This is a genomic window from Thermomonas sp., from assembly GCF_025993755.1.
Lineage (GTDB): Bacteria > Pseudomonadota > Gammaproteobacteria > Xanthomonadales > Xanthomonadaceae > Thermomonas.
Genome location: NZ_JAMQHN010000121.1, coordinates 1 through 15,186, shown reverse-complemented (window position 1 = coordinate 15,186; position 15,186 = coordinate 1). Strand labels below are relative to the sequence as shown.

Here is a 15,186-nt window from a genome sequence, read left to right as displayed (position 1 = left end):
CGGGCCTGACCCGCGGCATGGCCGGCACTGCCGGCCACGATCCTGCGTCTAGCGGTTTTCGACCGCCGGCCGCGCGTCGGCGGCAGGCTGCACGGTGTTGTCCACCAGCACCTCGGTGCCGTTGCGCAGCTTGAGCAGGCCGGACGTCACCACCTGTTCGCCAGGCTTGAGGCCTTCAAGCACCTCGATCAGATCGCCGCGCGTCGCGCCGGTCCTGATGAAGCGCTGGGTGACGACCAGCTTGTCGCCGGTCAGCGCATTGCCCCTGGCGTCGGTCTCGCCCGGCTTGCGCGCGGTCTTGCCGATCACGAACACCGCGTTGCCGTAGGGATTGAAGCTGACCGCGGTCTGCGGAATCGCCACCACGTCGCGCTCGCCGCCGACGTCGAAGCCGATCCGGGCGAAGCTGCCGGGACGCAGCGCGCCTTCGGGATTGGCGAATGTGGCCTGCGCGGTGAAGTTGCGGGTGGACGGATCCACCTGCGGATCCACCGCCGTCACCGTGCCGTGGAACACCTGGCCGGGCAGCGCATCGATCGTGGCCTGGACCGCGGTGCCCTCGGGCAACTTGCCGGCCATCTGCTCGGGCAGGGTGAAGTTGACGAAGATCGGATCGAGCTGCTGCAGGCTGACCACAGCGGTGCCCGGCGCGATGTACTGGCCGAGGTTGACGCGGCGAATGCCCAGCACGCCGGCAAACGGTGCGCGCACGGTCTTCTGGGCAATCAGCGCGCGCTGCGCCTCGACCTGCGCCCGCGCGGTGGCGGCGGCGGTCGTCCGGGTCTGCACGTCGTCCAGCGACACCAGCTTGTCGCGACCCAGTTCCTGCCAGCGCTGCGCCTGCATCTGCGCCAGCTTCGCCGAACTTTCCAGCGCCTTCAGCACTGCGTCCTCATTGGCCGTGTTCAAGCGCACCAGCACCGCACCCGCGCGCACCGGTTGGCCGGCATCGAATTCGATCGAACGCACCACGCCGCCGGATTCGGCGGTGACGTCGATGCCGTTGACGGCGACCAGCGTGCCTACCGCCGCGTTGTCGTTGCCCCAGCGCTGACGGCTGGCATTGGCTGCGGAAATGGTGACCGCCGGCTGCGACATGTTGTCGAAGAAGGCGTTGGTCTTCTTCGCGAAGATCGCCTTGGCGAGGAACACGCCGCCGAACACGACGGCAACGCCGACCAGCATCAGGATCCAGCGCTTGCTGACGTTGGGCTTGGCATCGGATGCGGAAACGGGCATTGCGTACGACCTTGGCTATGGGGTGATCAATGGAAATCCGGGAAGGGACTGGCCAGCTCCATCCTGGCGTTGCCAGCCCACGCCGAAACCGGCATGACGCGAGGGTTCACGAACCTGCGGACGATTCATGATTCCGCATACTCGCGAGGCCCGCCATTCTAGCACTGTTATTGAACGCACCAGTGCAGCATATCGATGCGCCAACGCAACGATGCTTTCGACCGGCAAACGAAAGGCCCGGCAGCACAAGCCGCCGGGCCCCGGTTTCGCATTGCCGGCGGGCCGCACGGCCCGCCGTCGGGATTACTTGCCCGACTTGGACGCAGCCTTGGCGGCCTTGGCGACTTCCGCCTTGACCTGCGAGCTGGCCTGCTCGTACTGGGCCTTGGCCAGCGCGCCGATGGCCTCGGAGGTCTTCACGCTGTCGGCGAAGGCTTCCTGGGTGGCGCCGAAGCTGCGCTCGACGTTGGTGCGGGCGATCTGGATGCCCTTCGGCCAGACGGCCTTCAGGCCTTCGGCGTCACGCACGCTGATCAGCTCGTTGGCGAAGGCGAACGTGGCATTGACGTTGTTCTCGAGGGCGGCCAGGTGCAGGCCGAACACCTTTTCGGCGTTCTCGAGGGCGAGGCGATTGGCATTGGCAGCGACGTCCGCGAACTGGGCGGCCGACTTGCTGAAGGTTTCGTTGTAGTCGTACATGGTTGGCTCCCTTGGGTTGGTGCTGAGCGGCGTTCTTGCCGTTTGTGCAGTGCAGCATACTCCTTCATTGCTGCAATGCAACATCCAACCGACAAACGGTCGGCTCCCGTTCAGACTGTCGACTCGGCCTACGACGCCACCACCCTTCCAATCAAGCATTAAATGGTTGATTTACGAAGACTTCTTCGATTCCACCCGAGGGAATTTCAGGAACGGCGAACGTAACGACGCAGCGGCGGCATCTCGCCGCCTTCCGGAACCGGCACCGCGCCAGTCCCGGCCACCGCCCGCGCCAGCGGCGCCAGATGGGCCAGGGCGCGGGTATAGACGCCGCGCTTGAAGGCGACCACGTGCTCCTGCGGGTACCAGAAATCGACCCAGCGCCAATCGTCGAACTCGGGCTTCTCAGACAAATCCAGCCGGAAATCCGCCTCCCGGCCGCGGAATCGCAACAGGAACCAGACCTGCTTCTGGCCGATGCACACCAGCCGCTCGTGGCGGCGCACCGCGTGGGCCGGCAGCCGATAGCGCAACCAGCCGGGGGTGGCGCCCAGCACTTCCACCTGTTCCGGAACCAGGCCGGTTTCCTCCTGCAACTCGCGATACATGGCCTCCAGCGGCGTCTCGTCGCTGTTGATCCCGCCCTGCGGGAACTGCCACCCATCCCGGCGCACGCGGCGTGCCCAGAACACCCGTCCATCCTCGTGCATCAGCACGATGCCCACGTTGGGCCGAAAACCGTCCGGATCGATCACGATGCGGACTCCAGAAATCCACTGGCTTCGACTCTGCCAGCCGCAACGACCGGTGGCAAGCCGCCAGGGGAGCAATTGACGTCCGCATGCCAACGCAAGACAATGGAGGGCTCGGCGATGGCTATGTAGCTCAGACGGTTAGAGCGCGAGACTCATAATCCCGAGGTCGGTGGTTCGATTCCACCCATAGCCACCAATTTATTGTTGTATATCAACATGTTGCGCAAATGAAGTCCGCCACTGTCGCGGGCTTTTTTGTGACAAAACGACTGTCACAACCTGTCCGGTGGTCTTCTCTGTCGGGCGAACATCGCAACGGCATGCCAGCCTCGTAAGCGGCCTGTGACAGGTCCTGTGACAGGTTCTGTTTCTGCGGCTACTGGCAGGGCAATCATCGGCGAGTGGAGCGACTCGTTGCCTGATTGGGCCTCTCGTTGTGAGATACCATATGTGGTATCATTGAGCCATGAGCACAAAGTCCAAGCGCCTTGCCAGCATTCTCGCCAACCCAAAGCAAGTGCGGTTCGACGATGCGTGCAAAACGGCGGAGCAATTGGGCTTTGTGCATGGTGGTGGAGCCGGTTCACACCGTGCCTATCAACGCACCGGCGAACTGATCGGCCTGAATTTCCAGAATCGAAATGGCTTCATCCCGCCGTATCAGGCGCGGCAACTGATCGCGATGATCGAAAAATACGGAGACCTCGCATGAACCGCTACCCGCTCAACATCTTTTGGTCGGATGAAGACGAAGGTTTCATCGCCGAAGCACCGGATTTGCCGGGGTGCTCGGCGTGGGGCGAAACCGAGGCTGATGCCGCCCGAGAGGCGCAAGACGCCATTGCAGCCTGGCTGCAAGCCGCCCAAGCGGCAGGTCGCGTCATCCCCAAGCCCAGTGTCGCTACGCCAGTTTCGCATTACAGCGGCAAGTTCCTGGTGCGCGTGCCACGCAGCGTGCATGCGCGATTGGCGCGCGAGGCCGAACAGCAGGGGGTAAGTCTCAATCAGTGGGCCGCGACCAAGCTGGCGCAGCCAGCCGCATGACAGTGACTGCTGACTGAGCGGCTTGCCAAAGGGCTGCACGCCCTTCATAGCCGACCCGCGCGACCTGGCCGGCCTTGATCAGGCGATTGAGGATCGTCGCCACGGTGATTTGCGTGTTCGTGCGGGCAGTGGCATCGGTAACGCCGCGCGCATTGAGAATGGCGACGGCCACCGCCCGCGTGGTCATCGGTTCGGCCGCATCGCGTAGCGTCTCGCGTACCGTGGGATGATTTGACCTGTCGGCAACGGTGGATGTGGTGCAGGTAAAGGACAGAGAAGAGTCCCGGCGCACCGAGCAACACCGGTCTGACGATCAGAGCGGCGGTCCGTTCATGTTCTGGGTGTAGAAGCGGGATCCGGTAGAGCTAGGTGCACTGCCGGTATTGAGGCCTTACATCAAACTTCACGGAGGAGCGATGCAGAAAGCGGTCATTGGTGCGTTTGTAGCTTGCCTGATGGTTGGATGCACACAGCAAAGTGCACCAGCGCCACAGTCAGCCCCGACCGAGCCCAAGAGCGAGAGCGAAACCATCAATCAGGCGGACCTGTGCGAGGTGCAGCAGTGGCAACATGACGATGTGGCCGCTTCCTGCAAGGCGGGGCAGAAGGTGGTGTTCCTTCCTGACCGCTGGGGAAATGAGCAGTTGCCCGTCATTTTCGCGGCGGTGAACTGCGATCTGCGTTACAGCGTCGTTCTTACCAGCGGTGCCGTCACCTGCATTTACGGCCCAATTACTCCTCGGCCGGCGCTGCCCCAGACGCCTCCCGCGCCTCTCGCGCCTCCCACTGCTGCGCCTGCAGCCAAGCCGGGTAAGCCCTAACAGATCAACGACCATGCCGGTCTAGGCGAAATCCGCTGACACCCTCCATCCAGCCGACACGTCTGGCACGAACAAGATAGCGATCAGCGCTTTTTCGGGATGTACAAGTCAGTGACACTGCCATCGAAGACTTCCGCCGCCATCGCCACCGATTCACCCAAAGTCGGATGCGGGTGGATGGTGTGACCGATGTCCTCGACTTCGCAGCCCATCTCGATGGCGAGTGCGACTTCCGAGATCAGCTCGCCGGCGTGGACCCCCACTATCCCGCCGCCGATCACCCGGTGGCTGGCTTCATCGAAGATCAGCTTGGTGAAGCCTTCGGTGCGGGCGATGCCGATGGCACGGCCCGATGCCGCCCACGGGAACTTGCCGACGCCGACCTTCAGACCCTTGGCCTTGGCCTCGGTTTCACTCACACCCACCCAAGCGATTTCCGGATCGGTATAGGCCACCGACGGGATCACCCGCGCCACCCATTCCTTCTTGTGCCCGGCCGCGACTTCCGCCGCCAGCTTGGCCTCGTGGGTGGCCTTGTGCGCCAGCATCGGCTGGCCGACCAGATCGCCGATGGCGAAGATGTGCGGCACGTTGGTGCGCATCTGCGCGTCCACCGGAATCAGCCCGCGCTCGCCGACCGCCACGCCGGCCTTGTCGGCCGCGAGCTTGCCGCCGTTGGCGCTGCGCCCCACCGCCACCAGCACGCGGTCGTACAGCTTGCCCTCGGGAACGCTGTCGCCCTCGAACGCGCAGGCGATGCCGTTCTTCTGTGCCTTGGCCTCGACCACCTTGGTCTTGAGATGGATGGCCACGCCCTGCTTCTTCAACCGCTCGGTCAGCGGCTTGACCAGATCGGCATCGGCGCCGGGGATCAGCTGCGGCATGAACTCGACCACGGTGACGTCCGCGCCCAGCGCGCGATAGACCGTGGCCATCTCCAGCCCGATGATGCCGCCGCCGACGACCAGCAGTTTCTTCGGCACCTCGGCCAGATCCAGCGCGTCGGTGGAATCCATGATGCGCGGGTCGTCCCACGGGAACATCGGCAGCTTCACCGCCTGCGAGCCGGCCGCGATGATGCACTGGGCGAAGCGCAGCAGCTGCGTCTTGCCGTCAGCATCGGCAATTTCCAGCTCGTTGGCGGAGACGAACTTCGCCGTCCCCTGCACCACCCGCACCTTGCGCTGCTTCGCCATGCCGGCGAGGCCCTTGGTGAGCTGGCCGACGACGTTTTCCTTGTACCCGCGCAGCTTGTCGATGTGGATCTTCGGCTTGCCGAAATCGACGCCGTAGGCGCCGGCGTGCGCGGCCTGCTCGATCACGTCGGCCGCGTGCAGCAGCGCCTTCGACGGAATGCAGCCGACGTTGAGGCAGACGCCGCCGAGGGTTGCGTAGCGTTCGACGAGCACCGTCTCCAACCCCAGGTCGGCCGCGCGGAACGCCGCCGTATAGCCGCCGGGGCCGGCGCCGATCACCACCAGGGCGCATTCGATGTCGGCCTTGCGGCCCGTGGACGTGGCGGCCTGCGGCGCCGGGGCTGCCGGTTCCGCCTTTGCGGCGGGCGCGGCGGGCGGCGGCGTTCCGGTTTTGGCTGGCGCAGGCGCGGAAGCCGTCGTCGCGCTTTCGATCACGGCGATGACGGCGCCCTCCGACACGGTATCGCCCAGCTTGACCTTGAAGGCCTTGAGCACGCCATCCGCGCCGGCCGGCACTTCCATCGTTGCCTTGTCGGATTCCAGCGTCACCAGCCCCTGGTCCTTGCCGACGACATCGCCCACCGCCGCCAGCAATTCGATCACCGGCACGCCGCTGTGGCTGCCGATGTCGGGCACCTTGCATTCGAATTCGGCCATGCGCCTTCTCCTTACAGCATGGCCCGACGCAGGTCGGCCAGCAGTTGCCCGAGGTAGCTGGTGAAGCGCGCCGCGGCGGCGCCGTCGATCACCCGATGGTCATAGCTCAAGGACAGCGGCAGCATCAGGCGCGGCTTGAACTTCTCGCCGTTCCAGACCGGCTTCATCTCGGATCTGGACACGCCGAGGATCGCCACCTCCGGCGCGTTGATGATCGGGGTGAACTTGGTGCCGCCGATCCCGCCCAGCGAGCTGATGGTGAAGCAGCCACCCTGCATCTGCTCCGGCTTGAGCTTGCCTTCACGCGCCAGCGCGGCCAATTCGCCCATTTCGACGGCGATCTGCATCACGCCCTTCTGGTCGGCATCGCGCAGCACCGGCACCACCAAGCCATTCGGGGTGTCGGCGGCGAAGCCGATGTGGAAGTAACGCTTGAGGACGAGGTTGTCGCCGTCCAGCGATGCATTGAAAGTCGGGTACTTCTGCAGCGCGGCGACGCAGGCCTTGATCAGGAAGGCGAGCATGGTCAGCTTGCCGGCCTTGCCCGCCGCGATGGCCTTTGCGTTCTCGCCGTTCAGCGCAACGCGCAGGTCTTCCAGCGCGGTGATGTCGGCCTCGTCGTGCTGGGTGACGTGCGGGATCATCGCCCAGTTGCGTGCCAGATTGGCGCCGGAGATCTTCTGGATCCGCGACAACGGCTTGCTTTCCACCGGCCCGAATTTGGCGAAATCCACCTTCGGCCACGGCAGCAGGTTCAATCCGCCGCCACCGCCCTCCACCGCAACCGGTGCCGCGCCGCCGGACAGCGCCGCCTTGACGTAGCGCTGCACGTCTTCCTTCGAAATCCTGCCGCCACGCGCGCTGCCCGTCACCTGCATCAGGTCCACGCCCAGCTCGCGCGCGAACAGCCGCACCGCCGGGCTGGCGTAGGGCACCTTGGCCGGCAGCACCGCGTCGGCCTCGAAGCGCATCGGCGGGATGCCCGGCTGGCCGGGTTCGGCCACCGGCGCCAGTGCGGGAACCGGCGCGCCGCTTTCCACCATGGACTCCGGCGCTACCGGCGCTACCGGCGCGGCGGGCGCCGGTTTCGACGCGGGTGCGGCGGCAGGAGGAGCCGGCGCGGGAGCGGGCGGTTCGGGCGACGGCACGGCGGCGCCTTCGGCCACCTCGATGATCGCCACCAGCGCGCCTTCCGAGACGGTATCGCCCAGCTTGACCCTGAGCTCCTTGACCACGCCGTCGAATGGCGACGGCACTTCCATCGTCGCCTTGTCGGACTCCATGGTCGCCAGACCCTGATCCCTGGCAACCGTGTCGCCCGGCTTGACCAGCAGTTCGATGATCGGCACATCGCCGTGACCGCCAATATCGGGGACACGCACTTCCTTGAGTTCGGCCATGGCGGCACTCCGCTGATCGGAAACCGCTATGTCATCACATCACGGCGCGCGCTACAAATCGCAGCGCAGCAATTCTCATGTTTTATCCGGATAATTGGATTTTCTACAAAGAAATGTCGAAATGTCGTGGGGGAGATCGTACGAAACAAGTGTTCTACCCCCAGATAATCAAGCGAATTCCGCACCTACCCACGGCCACTCGCGCCGAAGCAGGCAAGGTTCGACGACGACGAAACTGCCCATTTCAGCCCGGGTGACTCCATCGATCCCGCATGCGGTAACCTGCCCGCCCCGCAACCCACCCCTCTCGCCATGCCCAGCTTCGACATCGTTTCGGAAGTGGATACCCACGAACTCACCAACGCGGTCGACCAGGCCAGCCGCGAGCTGACCACCCGCTTCGACTTCAAGGGCGTGGACGCCCGCTTCGTGCGCGAGGACAACGTCATCACCCAGTCGGCGCCCAGCGAGTTCCAGCTGCAGCAGATGACCGACATCCTGCGCGCGCGGCTGATCGCGCGGAAGATCGACGTGCGCTGCCTCGAATTCGGCGACATCGAGACCAACCTGGCCGGTGCGCGCCAGAAGATCACGGTGAAGCAAGGCATCGAACGCGAACTGGCGAAGAAGATCCAGGGCGCGATCAAGGACGCCAAGCTCAAGGTCGAGGCCCAGATCAACGGCGACAAGCTGCGCGTGACGGGCAAGAAGCGCGACGACCTGCAGGCGGTGATGGCGCTGCTGCGCGGCAAGGAGTTCGAACGTCCGCTGCAGTTCGACAATTTCCGGGATTGAGGCCGGACACTGCGGCACGCGAAGGGGTCGCGAACCGCAGTGCCCCGCAATTCCTTGTCAGTCCCCGACCAGCCGCAGGCCAGCGGTGAAGGTGGCCTCCAGGACGTTCTGGAAAGCGCCCTTTGCATTCAGGCTCAACTCCATCGGCGATGCCATGAGCTTGTCGACCGACGTCGCGTCCAGCCCATAGACGTTCATCAGGATCTGCCTGCTGACCAGGCCATCCCTGCAGGTCGTGGCGCCGCTTTCGTAGGTCGAAGTCGAGACGTTCGGCAAGATCACGTAGGGCTTGTCCTCATACAGGATGTATCCCGTCGTCAGCTCACCCGCGAACGGCTGCCCGGTTTTCGGATTGATCAGGCGCGGGTTCTGCAGCACGTCGCTGCGCAGGGTGATGGTGTAGCCGTAGCGCGCCAGCCCTGGTGTCGGGATCGCCCCGCGGCCAGTGACGTCCGAGAAAATGACCTGGTGCTTGTCGTTCAGCCAATGGCACACCAGCGAATTGGCGGCTTCGGCCGGCAAGCGGATGGTCACCAGATCGCGAAGCTCGAAGTTCGTTCCCCGGGACGGGGAGGAAATCTGGGCGCAAGCCATGCCCGGATTGCTGCGCTGAATGCTGGCGCAATCGGTCGAGGCGGCGAACACCACGGTCTTGGTGCCCAACCAGTGGACATTGCGTCCGAACGAATCAAGATCGCCCACGTCGTCCGCCGTCACGTTGCCGACGAAGGTCGGACTGCCGCCGTAACGGGAAATGGAGCGCGCAGGCTGCCAGGACGCAGACCCGTGTGGAGCCACGGGATCCGCGAGGGCAGACACTTCGGCGCTGTCGGGACCCGACGCCACGGGCCGCGAGGCGAACCACTGGGCGTCGCTGGCCCAGGCCAGGGCACCCGTCATGCCCAAGGCAAGGGCAATGGAAACGAGCAGGGGTTTGCGATTCATGACGCGGACTCCGGGTTGGTTGTAGTCCTGTCATGCGGAATCCGGCAGCAACTCCGGACATGGTCCTCGTGAAAATTCCGGTGACGCCTCAGTCGCCAAACAATTCCTCGCGGTGGACTGCGTCCAGCGCACGCCACTGGCCCGACGGCAGGTCGTCCAGCGCCAGCCCACCGATGCGCTCGCGGTGCAGGGCGACGACGTGGTTGCCAACCGCCGCGAACATCCGCCGCACCTGGTGGTAGCGGCCTTCGTGCAGGGTCAGGCGCGCGCGGCGGGCCGCCAGCGGTTCCAGTTGCGCCGGCAGCAGCGGCGTCTTTTCGCCATCGAGCATCAGGGTACCGCTGGCGAACAGAGCGGTCTCGTCGCCGCGCAGGTCGTCCGCCAGCGTCGCCAGATAGACCTTCGGCAACTTCGACTTCGGCGCGATGATCCGGTGCAGCAGCTGGCCGTCGTCGGTCAGCAGCAGCAGGCCGGAGGTATCGCGGTCCAGTCGGCCCACGGTCGAAAGCGCCGGATTGCGCAGGCGGTAGCGCGGCGGCAGCAGGTCGAACACGACCCGGCCCGGATCCCTGGTCGAGCAGGTGGTGCCGGTCGGCTTGTGCAGCATCAGCAGCAGGCCCGGCGGCGGGTCGAGCGGCTCGCCGTCGATGCGCACATCGTCATGGTCCAGCGGATCGTCCGCGTACAGCACCTCCCCGGCGGCATTGGTGATGCGGCCTTCGCGGAACATCCACTGCACGTCCCTGCGGCTGCCGTAGCCGAGGTTGGCGATGTGCTTGACCAGCTTCATGCCTTCACCGCCTCGACAATCTTGAAGCCGCCGTCCTGCACGACGATGCGCGTCCGCGTGAAGCCCGCACCCAGCGCATCCTCGTAGGGAAGGTGGCGGTTGGCGACCAGCCAAAACCGACCGCCCGGCGTCAAGGTGACAGCGGCGGCGGCGATGAAGGCGCGGCCGATGTCGGGACGCTCGCCGCGCCCCAGCGCGTGGAACGGCGGGTTGCAGACGATGGCGTCGAAGCGGTCGGGCACACCCTGCTCGACGTCGTGCCAGTGGCAAGCGACGGGCACGCGGGCGCCGGCCAGATTCTGCCGCGCCAGCGCCAACGCGCGCGCATCGGCCTCGTAGAGATCGAGCGAGGCGATGCGCGGGCAGCGCGCCAGCGCCTGCATCGACAGATAGCCCCAGCCCGCGCCGAAGTCGGCCACGCGGCCGTGCAGGTCGTCCGGCAAGGCGGCGGAAAGCATGCGCGAAGCGGCATCGACGCGATCCCAGGCGAACACGCCGGGGCGGCTCAGGAAGCCGCCGCCGGGCACGTCGTCCGATGCGATCCGGCGCGGCGCGTCCAGTTGCCGCCACTGCGCGACCAGCGCCTTGTCGAACATGGCGTTGGGGCGCGTCCAGAACGTGCGGCAGTGATGCTTGCCCAGCGCGGCGACGCTGCCCGCCAACTGCTTCAGGTCGGCCTCGCGCGATTTCGCGCCCTCGTCGTTGGCGACGGCAACGACGATGCAGCCCATCGGCGCGACCGCGGCACAGGCCTTGGCCAGCAGCGCGCGCGCCTCGTCGCGCTGACGCGGCGGCAGCGCCAGCACCAGCGGGAACGCGGCTTCGGGCAGCGCCTCCTCCTCGATCAGGTCGCAGCCGGAACGCGCCAACCGCAGCGCTTCCGGACGGAACGGCTGGGTGCAGGCGACATCGCAGCCGGAAGCCGCACGCATGCCGATGCCATCGCGGGCGCGCAGGAACAGCGCCTTGCCGGCCTGCGGCCAGTGCAGGACGCCGTCGGAAAACGGCTGCAGCAGGGCGGCAAGGGCATTGTCACGATGCGGCGGGCTCATCCGCGCAGTGTAGCGAGCGCCAATCCGGGTATCCTGTCGCTTTCCAACGCGACGCCTTCCATGAGCGAATCCGACACCCCGCCCGACCGCCTCTCCAACGATCCGCGCAGCAAGTTCCACGACGAGGCGCTGCTCGAACGCGGCATCGGCATCCGCTTCAACGGCATCGAGCGCACCAACGTCGAGGAATACTGCATCAGCGAAGGCTGGATCCGCGTGCAGGCCGGCCGCTCGCTGGATCGCCGCGGCATGCCGATGACGCTCAAGGTCAAGGGCAAGGTGGAAGCCTGGTTCAAGGACGCCGCCGCGGACACCCCGGCCGCCGATTGAGTCCGGCGCGAGGGTTCACCCTCCCGCATCGCCCAGCATCACGACCCGGTTGCGCCCCTGCGCCTTGGCGCCGTAGAGCGCGCGATCGGCCGTGGCGAACAGGTCCTCGGCGCGGTCACCCACCCGCGGATGCAGCACGGCGCCGCCCACGCTCACGGTGACGTGATCCGCCGCCGGCGAGGCCGGGTGCGGCAATCCGCGCGCGGCGACGGCGGCACGCAGGGATTCGGCGCTGGCCGCGGCCTCCTGCGGCGTGCGCTCCGGCAGCAGCAGCACCAGTTCCTCGCCGCCGAAGCGGGCCGCAAGGTCGTCAGGTCGATGGGCGTGGGCATCGCAGATGCGCGCCAGTTCGCGCAGGCATTCGTCGCCCTGCAGGTGGCCGAGGGAATCGTTGAGCGCCTTGAAGTGGTCGGCATCCACGATCAACAGGGCCAGCGGGCGCCCCTCACCCACGGATCGCGCCCACAGCGTCTGCAGGTGGGCATCAAAGCGGCGTCGGTTGGCGATCCCGGTCAGCCCGTCGATCATAGACAGCTGTTCCAGCTTGCGATTGGCAAGCTGCAGGTCTTCGGCCACCCGCGCGAAGTGGATCGACGCGGCCACCAGATCGGCCACCGCGTCGAACACCGCACAGGTGTCGGCATCGAAGAACCGGGGGTCGCGGCTTTCGATGTTCAGGACGCCGTGCAGGCGCTTGCCGTGGCGGATCGGCACCAGGTATTCGCTGCGCACTTCCGGATTGCCGACCAGGTAGTCGGGATCGGTGGCGACGTCGCGGATCAGCTGCGGCACCCCGAGCCTTGCGCAGCGGCCGGCCGCGCCGCGGGTGACCGGCCATCCGCTGGCGATCGGGGTCTCATCCAGCATCAGTTCGCCGGCACAGACCCAGTGGATGAACCGATCGCCCGTTTCGTCAAGCAGGATGACGCTGGCGATCGGGACCGGAAGCTCGGCCACGAGGCAATCGCAAATGCCCTTCAGCAGCGCGTCCAGTTCCTCGCCCTGCAGGGCCTCGCGTGCGACACACACGAGGATGCGGGTCAGGCTGGCGCGCCACGCGGATACCTCCGGCACTGCTCCCGACACGCCGATGGCGCCTTCGCCTGCCTGGATCGGTCGCGCATCACTGGCCATCTCGGCCTCCTTCGGCAACCAGTCTAGCGCTCCCGCGCGGGGTTTCATCGGGCTGTGACCGCATTCATCGCATCCTCGCTTCCATCCCGACGGGCGGTAGCCATACTCCCCTCACCCTCCCTGTCGACCACCGCCATGTTCAAGCGACTATTCTTTCTGCTGCGCATCTGCTTCGTCTGGGGAATGGCGGTGACGGCAGCCGTTGCCCTGTACTCCAGCCTGCCGCTGATCGGCGAGTGGAACTCCCTGGTGGCGCTGTTCGGATTCTTCACCATGGGGCTGGTCATCGCCGGGGCGATCTCGCACCTGCATCGGGTGCGCCTGATCGCCGGCAGGATCGACCACGAGACCCTCGACAACCGCCAGAAACGGCTGATCGAAATTCCGCTGGAAGCCGGCGAGTCCTTCGATCTGGTCGATGCCGCGATCCGCGAGCTACCGGGCGTTTCGGATGTGCGCAGCGCGCGCGACAGCCTGCAGGTGCGTGCCAGGGTGGCCCGCCCGCACCTGTACGGCGAACCGCCGCTGCGGCGCTGGAATCCGCTGCTGTGGTTCGCGCCCGACCACAACCAGCTGCAGGCCACGGTGACGCCGGCCGGTGACAGCGGCCGCGTGACCCTGATCTGCGAGCCGGAGCGTCCGGCGTGGAGCGACTGGTTCCTGGTAGACGACGGCACCAACTTCGAGAACGCCGAAGCCATCGCCCGCGCCATCACCCGCCGCATCGGCGAACGCCGCCGCAGCGAGCAGGCCAGCGCAGCACAGACCGCGACCGAGAAGGAGCTCAGCGAAGCGAAACTGCACCTGCTGTCGGCCCAGGTCGAACCGCACTTTCTCTACAACACGCTCGCCAGCGCCCAGCTGCTGACCCGCAGCGACCCGGTCCGCGCCGAGGCGATGCTCGGCCACCTGATCCAGTACCTGCGCCGCTCGCTGCCCGACGCCGAGGAGGAAATGTCCACGCTCGGCACCGAGCTGGAACGGGCGCTGGCCTATCTGGAAATCCTGAAGATCCGCATGGGTGATCGTCTCGCCGTGCAGACCGACATTCCCGAAGAATTGCGGGCAACGCCGCTGCCGGCGATGATGCTGCAGACGCTGGTGGAAAACGCGATCAAGCACGGGCTGGAGCCGCGCACCGGCGGCGGCACGATCTGGTTGCGTGCCCGTCGCGACGATGCCGGCGTGGCGGTGACGGTGGCCGACGATGGCGACGGTTTCAACGGCAAGACCAGCGGCACCGGGATCGGCCTGAGGAACGTGCGCGAACGCCTGCGCCTGCGCTACAACGGCGCCGCCTCCCTGTCGGTGGCGGCCAACTTCCCGCGCGGGGTTGCCGCCACCCTGACCGTCCCGGCGTCCGGAGTCTTCCCCCATGAATGAAGCCGCCACCTGCATCGTGGCCGAGGATGAAGCCCTGCTGCGGCAGGCGCTGGTGGCCGAGCTCGCCCGCGCCTGGCCCGCGCTGCGGGTCGTCGGCGAATGCGAGGACGGCGCCAGCGCGGTGGACGCGCTGGCCGAGCACCGGCCCGACGTGGCTTTTCTCGACATCCGCATGCCCGGCCTGACCGGGCTGGAGGTCGCCGCCGCCGCCGCCGAAGCCAGTCCGCGCACGCGGATCGTGTTCGTCACCGCCTACGATCAGTACGCGATCGACGCCTTCGAGCGCGGCGCCATCGATTACCTGCTCAAGCCGGTGAAACCCGACCGACTGGATGCCACCGTCGCCCGCCTGCAGGCGCGCGATGCGCTTCCGGATGCGGCCGCGCTGGCGGCACTGCTGGAGAAACTGGGCGCGTTGCCGCAGCAGGCCGCGACGGCGGAACCACTGACCTGGCTCACCGCCAGCATGGGCCGGGAAACCCGGCTGATCCTGATCGACGACGTCGCCTACTTCCACGCCGACCAGAAATACACGACGGTCGTCACCCGCGAAGGCGAGGCCCTGCTGCGCAGTTCCCTGCGCGAGCTGCTGCCACGGCTGGACGGCAACACGTTCAAGCAGATCCACCGCTCCACCATCGTCAACCTGAAGGCCATCGCCGGCATCACCCGCGACGACAGCGGGCGCGGCACGGTACGGCTCAGGCAGCGTCCGGAAACCCTGACGGTCAGCCAGCCGTTCATGACCTTGTTCAAGCACATGTGAGCGTCCGCCCCGAGCGCCGCCGTAGCATGGGCCGATGAATTACCTCGCCCACGCGTGGCTGGCGCGCGACTCGGACGATGCCATCCTCGGGCAGCTGCTCGGGGACTTCGTGCACGGGTCGTCGGCGCTGCTGGATTGGCCGCTGCCGGTGCGCGTCGAGATCGAACGCCATCGCCGGAT

The 15,186-nt window shown here is 66.5% G+C and carries 17 protein-coding genes and 1 tRNA gene; 8 read left to right on the top strand and 10 right to left on the bottom strand.

Features of this window, described 5'->3' with window-relative positions; all coding sequences use genetic code 11:
- Positions 1-48 precede the first annotated feature (48 nt).
- From Q0X16_RS08490 to Q0X16_RS08480, 3 genes are all read right to left on the bottom strand, one after another.
- Positions 49-1,239, bottom strand: a complete 1,191-nt coding sequence (locus Q0X16_RS08490; protein WP_297833154.1) for an efflux RND transporter periplasmic adaptor subunit — start codon at positions 1,237-1,239, stop codon at positions 49-51.
- A gap of 303 nt (positions 1,240-1,542) precedes the next feature.
- The gene (locus Q0X16_RS08485; RefSeq protein ID WP_297833152.1) at positions 1,543-1,938 is read right to left on the bottom strand and encodes a phasin family protein; all 396 of its coding nucleotides are present in this window, start codon (positions 1,936-1,938) and stop codon (positions 1,543-1,545) included.
- A 206-nt stretch (positions 1,939-2,144) separates the two neighbouring features.
- On the bottom strand, positions 2,145-2,693 hold the full coding sequence (locus tag Q0X16_RS08480) for an RNA pyrophosphohydrolase (RefSeq protein ID WP_345780286.1): 549 nt from the start codon (positions 2,691-2,693) through the stop codon (positions 2,145-2,147).
- A gap of 119 nt (positions 2,694-2,812) precedes the next feature.
- Between Q0X16_RS08480 and Q0X16_RS08475 the strand changes: the two genes are divergently transcribed.
- The 3 genes from Q0X16_RS08475 to Q0X16_RS08465 all read left to right on the top strand — a co-directional run bounded on the left by Q0X16_RS08475 (position 2,813) and on the right by Q0X16_RS08465 (position 3,737).
- Positions 2,813-2,889 (top strand) — tRNA-Met (locus tag Q0X16_RS08475).
- A gap of 270 nt (positions 2,890-3,159) precedes the next feature.
- Positions 3,160-3,405: a hypothetical protein gene (locus Q0X16_RS08470; protein ID WP_297833150.1), complete on the top strand. Its 246-nt coding sequence runs from the start codon at positions 3,160-3,162 to the stop codon at positions 3,403-3,405.
- Positions 3,402-3,737, top strand: a complete 336-nt coding sequence (locus Q0X16_RS08465) for a type II toxin-antitoxin system HicB family antitoxin (RefSeq protein WP_297833148.1) — start codon at positions 3,402-3,404, stop codon at positions 3,735-3,737. Before Q0X16_RS08470 ends, Q0X16_RS08465 begins: the two co-directional genes overlap by 4 nt.
- Here Q0X16_RS08465 and Q0X16_RS08460 read toward each other — a convergent pair.
- Positions 3,694-4,029 carry a hypothetical protein gene (locus tag Q0X16_RS08460; protein WP_297833146.1) on the bottom strand — a complete coding sequence of 112 codons (336 nt, stop codon included), beginning with the start codon at positions 4,027-4,029 and terminating at the stop codon, positions 3,694-3,696. The genes Q0X16_RS08465 and Q0X16_RS08460 overlap by 44 nt on opposite strands.
- A 124-nt stretch (positions 4,030-4,153) precedes the next feature.
- Here Q0X16_RS08460 and Q0X16_RS08455 point away from each other — a divergent pair, with 124 nt between their 5' ends.
- On the top strand, positions 4,154-4,558 hold the full coding sequence (locus tag Q0X16_RS08455; protein WP_297833144.1) for a hypothetical protein: 405 nt from the start codon (positions 4,154-4,156) through the stop codon (positions 4,556-4,558).
- 83 nt (positions 4,559-4,641) lie between these two features.
- Here Q0X16_RS08455 and lpdA read toward each other — a convergent pair whose 3' ends face one another.
- Together lpdA and aceF are read right to left on the bottom strand one after the other, a co-directional pair.
- Positions 4,642-6,411: a dihydrolipoyl dehydrogenase gene (gene lpdA, locus Q0X16_RS08450; protein WP_297833142.1), complete on the bottom strand. Its 1,770-nt coding sequence runs from the start codon at positions 6,409-6,411 to the stop codon at positions 4,642-4,644.
- An 11-nt stretch (positions 6,412-6,422) separates the two neighbouring features.
- On the bottom strand, positions 6,423-7,811 hold the full coding sequence (gene aceF / locus Q0X16_RS08445; RefSeq protein ID WP_297833140.1) for a dihydrolipoyllysine-residue acetyltransferase: 1,389 nt from the start codon (positions 7,809-7,811) through the stop codon (positions 6,423-6,425).
- Positions 7,812-8,123: 312 nt separating this feature from the next.
- Between aceF and Q0X16_RS08440 the strand changes: the two genes are divergently transcribed.
- The gene (locus Q0X16_RS08440) at positions 8,124-8,606 is read left to right on the top strand and encodes a YajQ family cyclic di-GMP-binding protein (protein WP_297833138.1); all 483 of its coding nucleotides are present in this window, start codon (positions 8,124-8,126) and stop codon (positions 8,604-8,606) included.
- A gap of 57 nt (positions 8,607-8,663) precedes the next feature.
- On the opposite strand, the gene Q0X16_RS08435 is transcribed toward Q0X16_RS08440, so the two are convergent.
- The 3 genes from Q0X16_RS08435 to Q0X16_RS08425 all read right to left on the bottom strand — a co-directional run bounded on the left by Q0X16_RS08435 (position 8,664) and on the right by Q0X16_RS08425 (position 11,393).
- Complete coding sequence (locus Q0X16_RS08435; RefSeq protein ID WP_297833136.1) at positions 8,664-9,551, bottom strand: hypothetical protein; 888 nt, start codon at positions 9,549-9,551, stop codon at positions 8,664-8,666.
- Positions 9,552-9,639: 88 nt separating this feature from the next.
- The gene (locus Q0X16_RS08430) at positions 9,640-10,341 is read right to left on the bottom strand and encodes a 16S rRNA pseudouridine(516) synthase (RefSeq protein WP_297833134.1); all 702 of its coding nucleotides are present in this window, start codon (positions 10,339-10,341) and stop codon (positions 9,640-9,642) included.
- Complete coding sequence (locus tag Q0X16_RS08425; RefSeq protein WP_297833132.1) at positions 10,338-11,393, bottom strand: methyltransferase; 1,056 nt, start codon at positions 11,391-11,393, stop codon at positions 10,338-10,340. The genes Q0X16_RS08430 and Q0X16_RS08425 overlap by 4 nt, the downstream gene beginning before the upstream one ends.
- A gap of 60 nt (positions 11,394-11,453) precedes the next feature.
- Here Q0X16_RS08425 and Q0X16_RS08420 point away from each other — a divergent pair, with 60 nt between their 5' ends.
- Positions 11,454-11,723 carry a DUF3297 family protein gene (locus Q0X16_RS08420; RefSeq protein WP_297833130.1) on the top strand — a complete coding sequence of 90 codons (270 nt, stop codon included), beginning with the start codon at positions 11,454-11,456 and terminating at the stop codon, positions 11,721-11,723.
- A 15-nt stretch (positions 11,724-11,738) separates the two neighbouring features.
- On the opposite strand, the gene Q0X16_RS08415 is transcribed toward Q0X16_RS08420, so the two are convergent.
- Positions 11,739-12,857 carry a diguanylate cyclase gene (locus tag Q0X16_RS08415; RefSeq protein ID WP_297833128.1) on the bottom strand — a complete coding sequence of 373 codons (1,119 nt, stop codon included), beginning with the start codon at positions 12,855-12,857 and terminating at the stop codon, positions 11,739-11,741.
- A gap of 135 nt (positions 12,858-12,992) precedes the next feature.
- Between Q0X16_RS08415 and Q0X16_RS08410 the strand changes: the two genes are divergently transcribed.
- Positions 12,993-14,240 (top strand): histidine kinase, encoded by a 1,248-nt coding sequence (locus tag Q0X16_RS08410; RefSeq protein ID WP_297833126.1) that lies wholly within the window; start codon positions 12,993-12,995, stop codon positions 14,238-14,240.
- On the top strand, positions 14,233-15,006 hold the full coding sequence (locus tag Q0X16_RS08405) for a LytTR family DNA-binding domain-containing protein (RefSeq protein ID WP_297833124.1): 774 nt from the start codon (positions 14,233-14,235) through the stop codon (positions 15,004-15,006). Before Q0X16_RS08410 ends, Q0X16_RS08405 begins: the two co-directional genes overlap by 8 nt.
- The last annotated feature ends 180 nt before the right edge of the window (positions 15,007-15,186 follow it).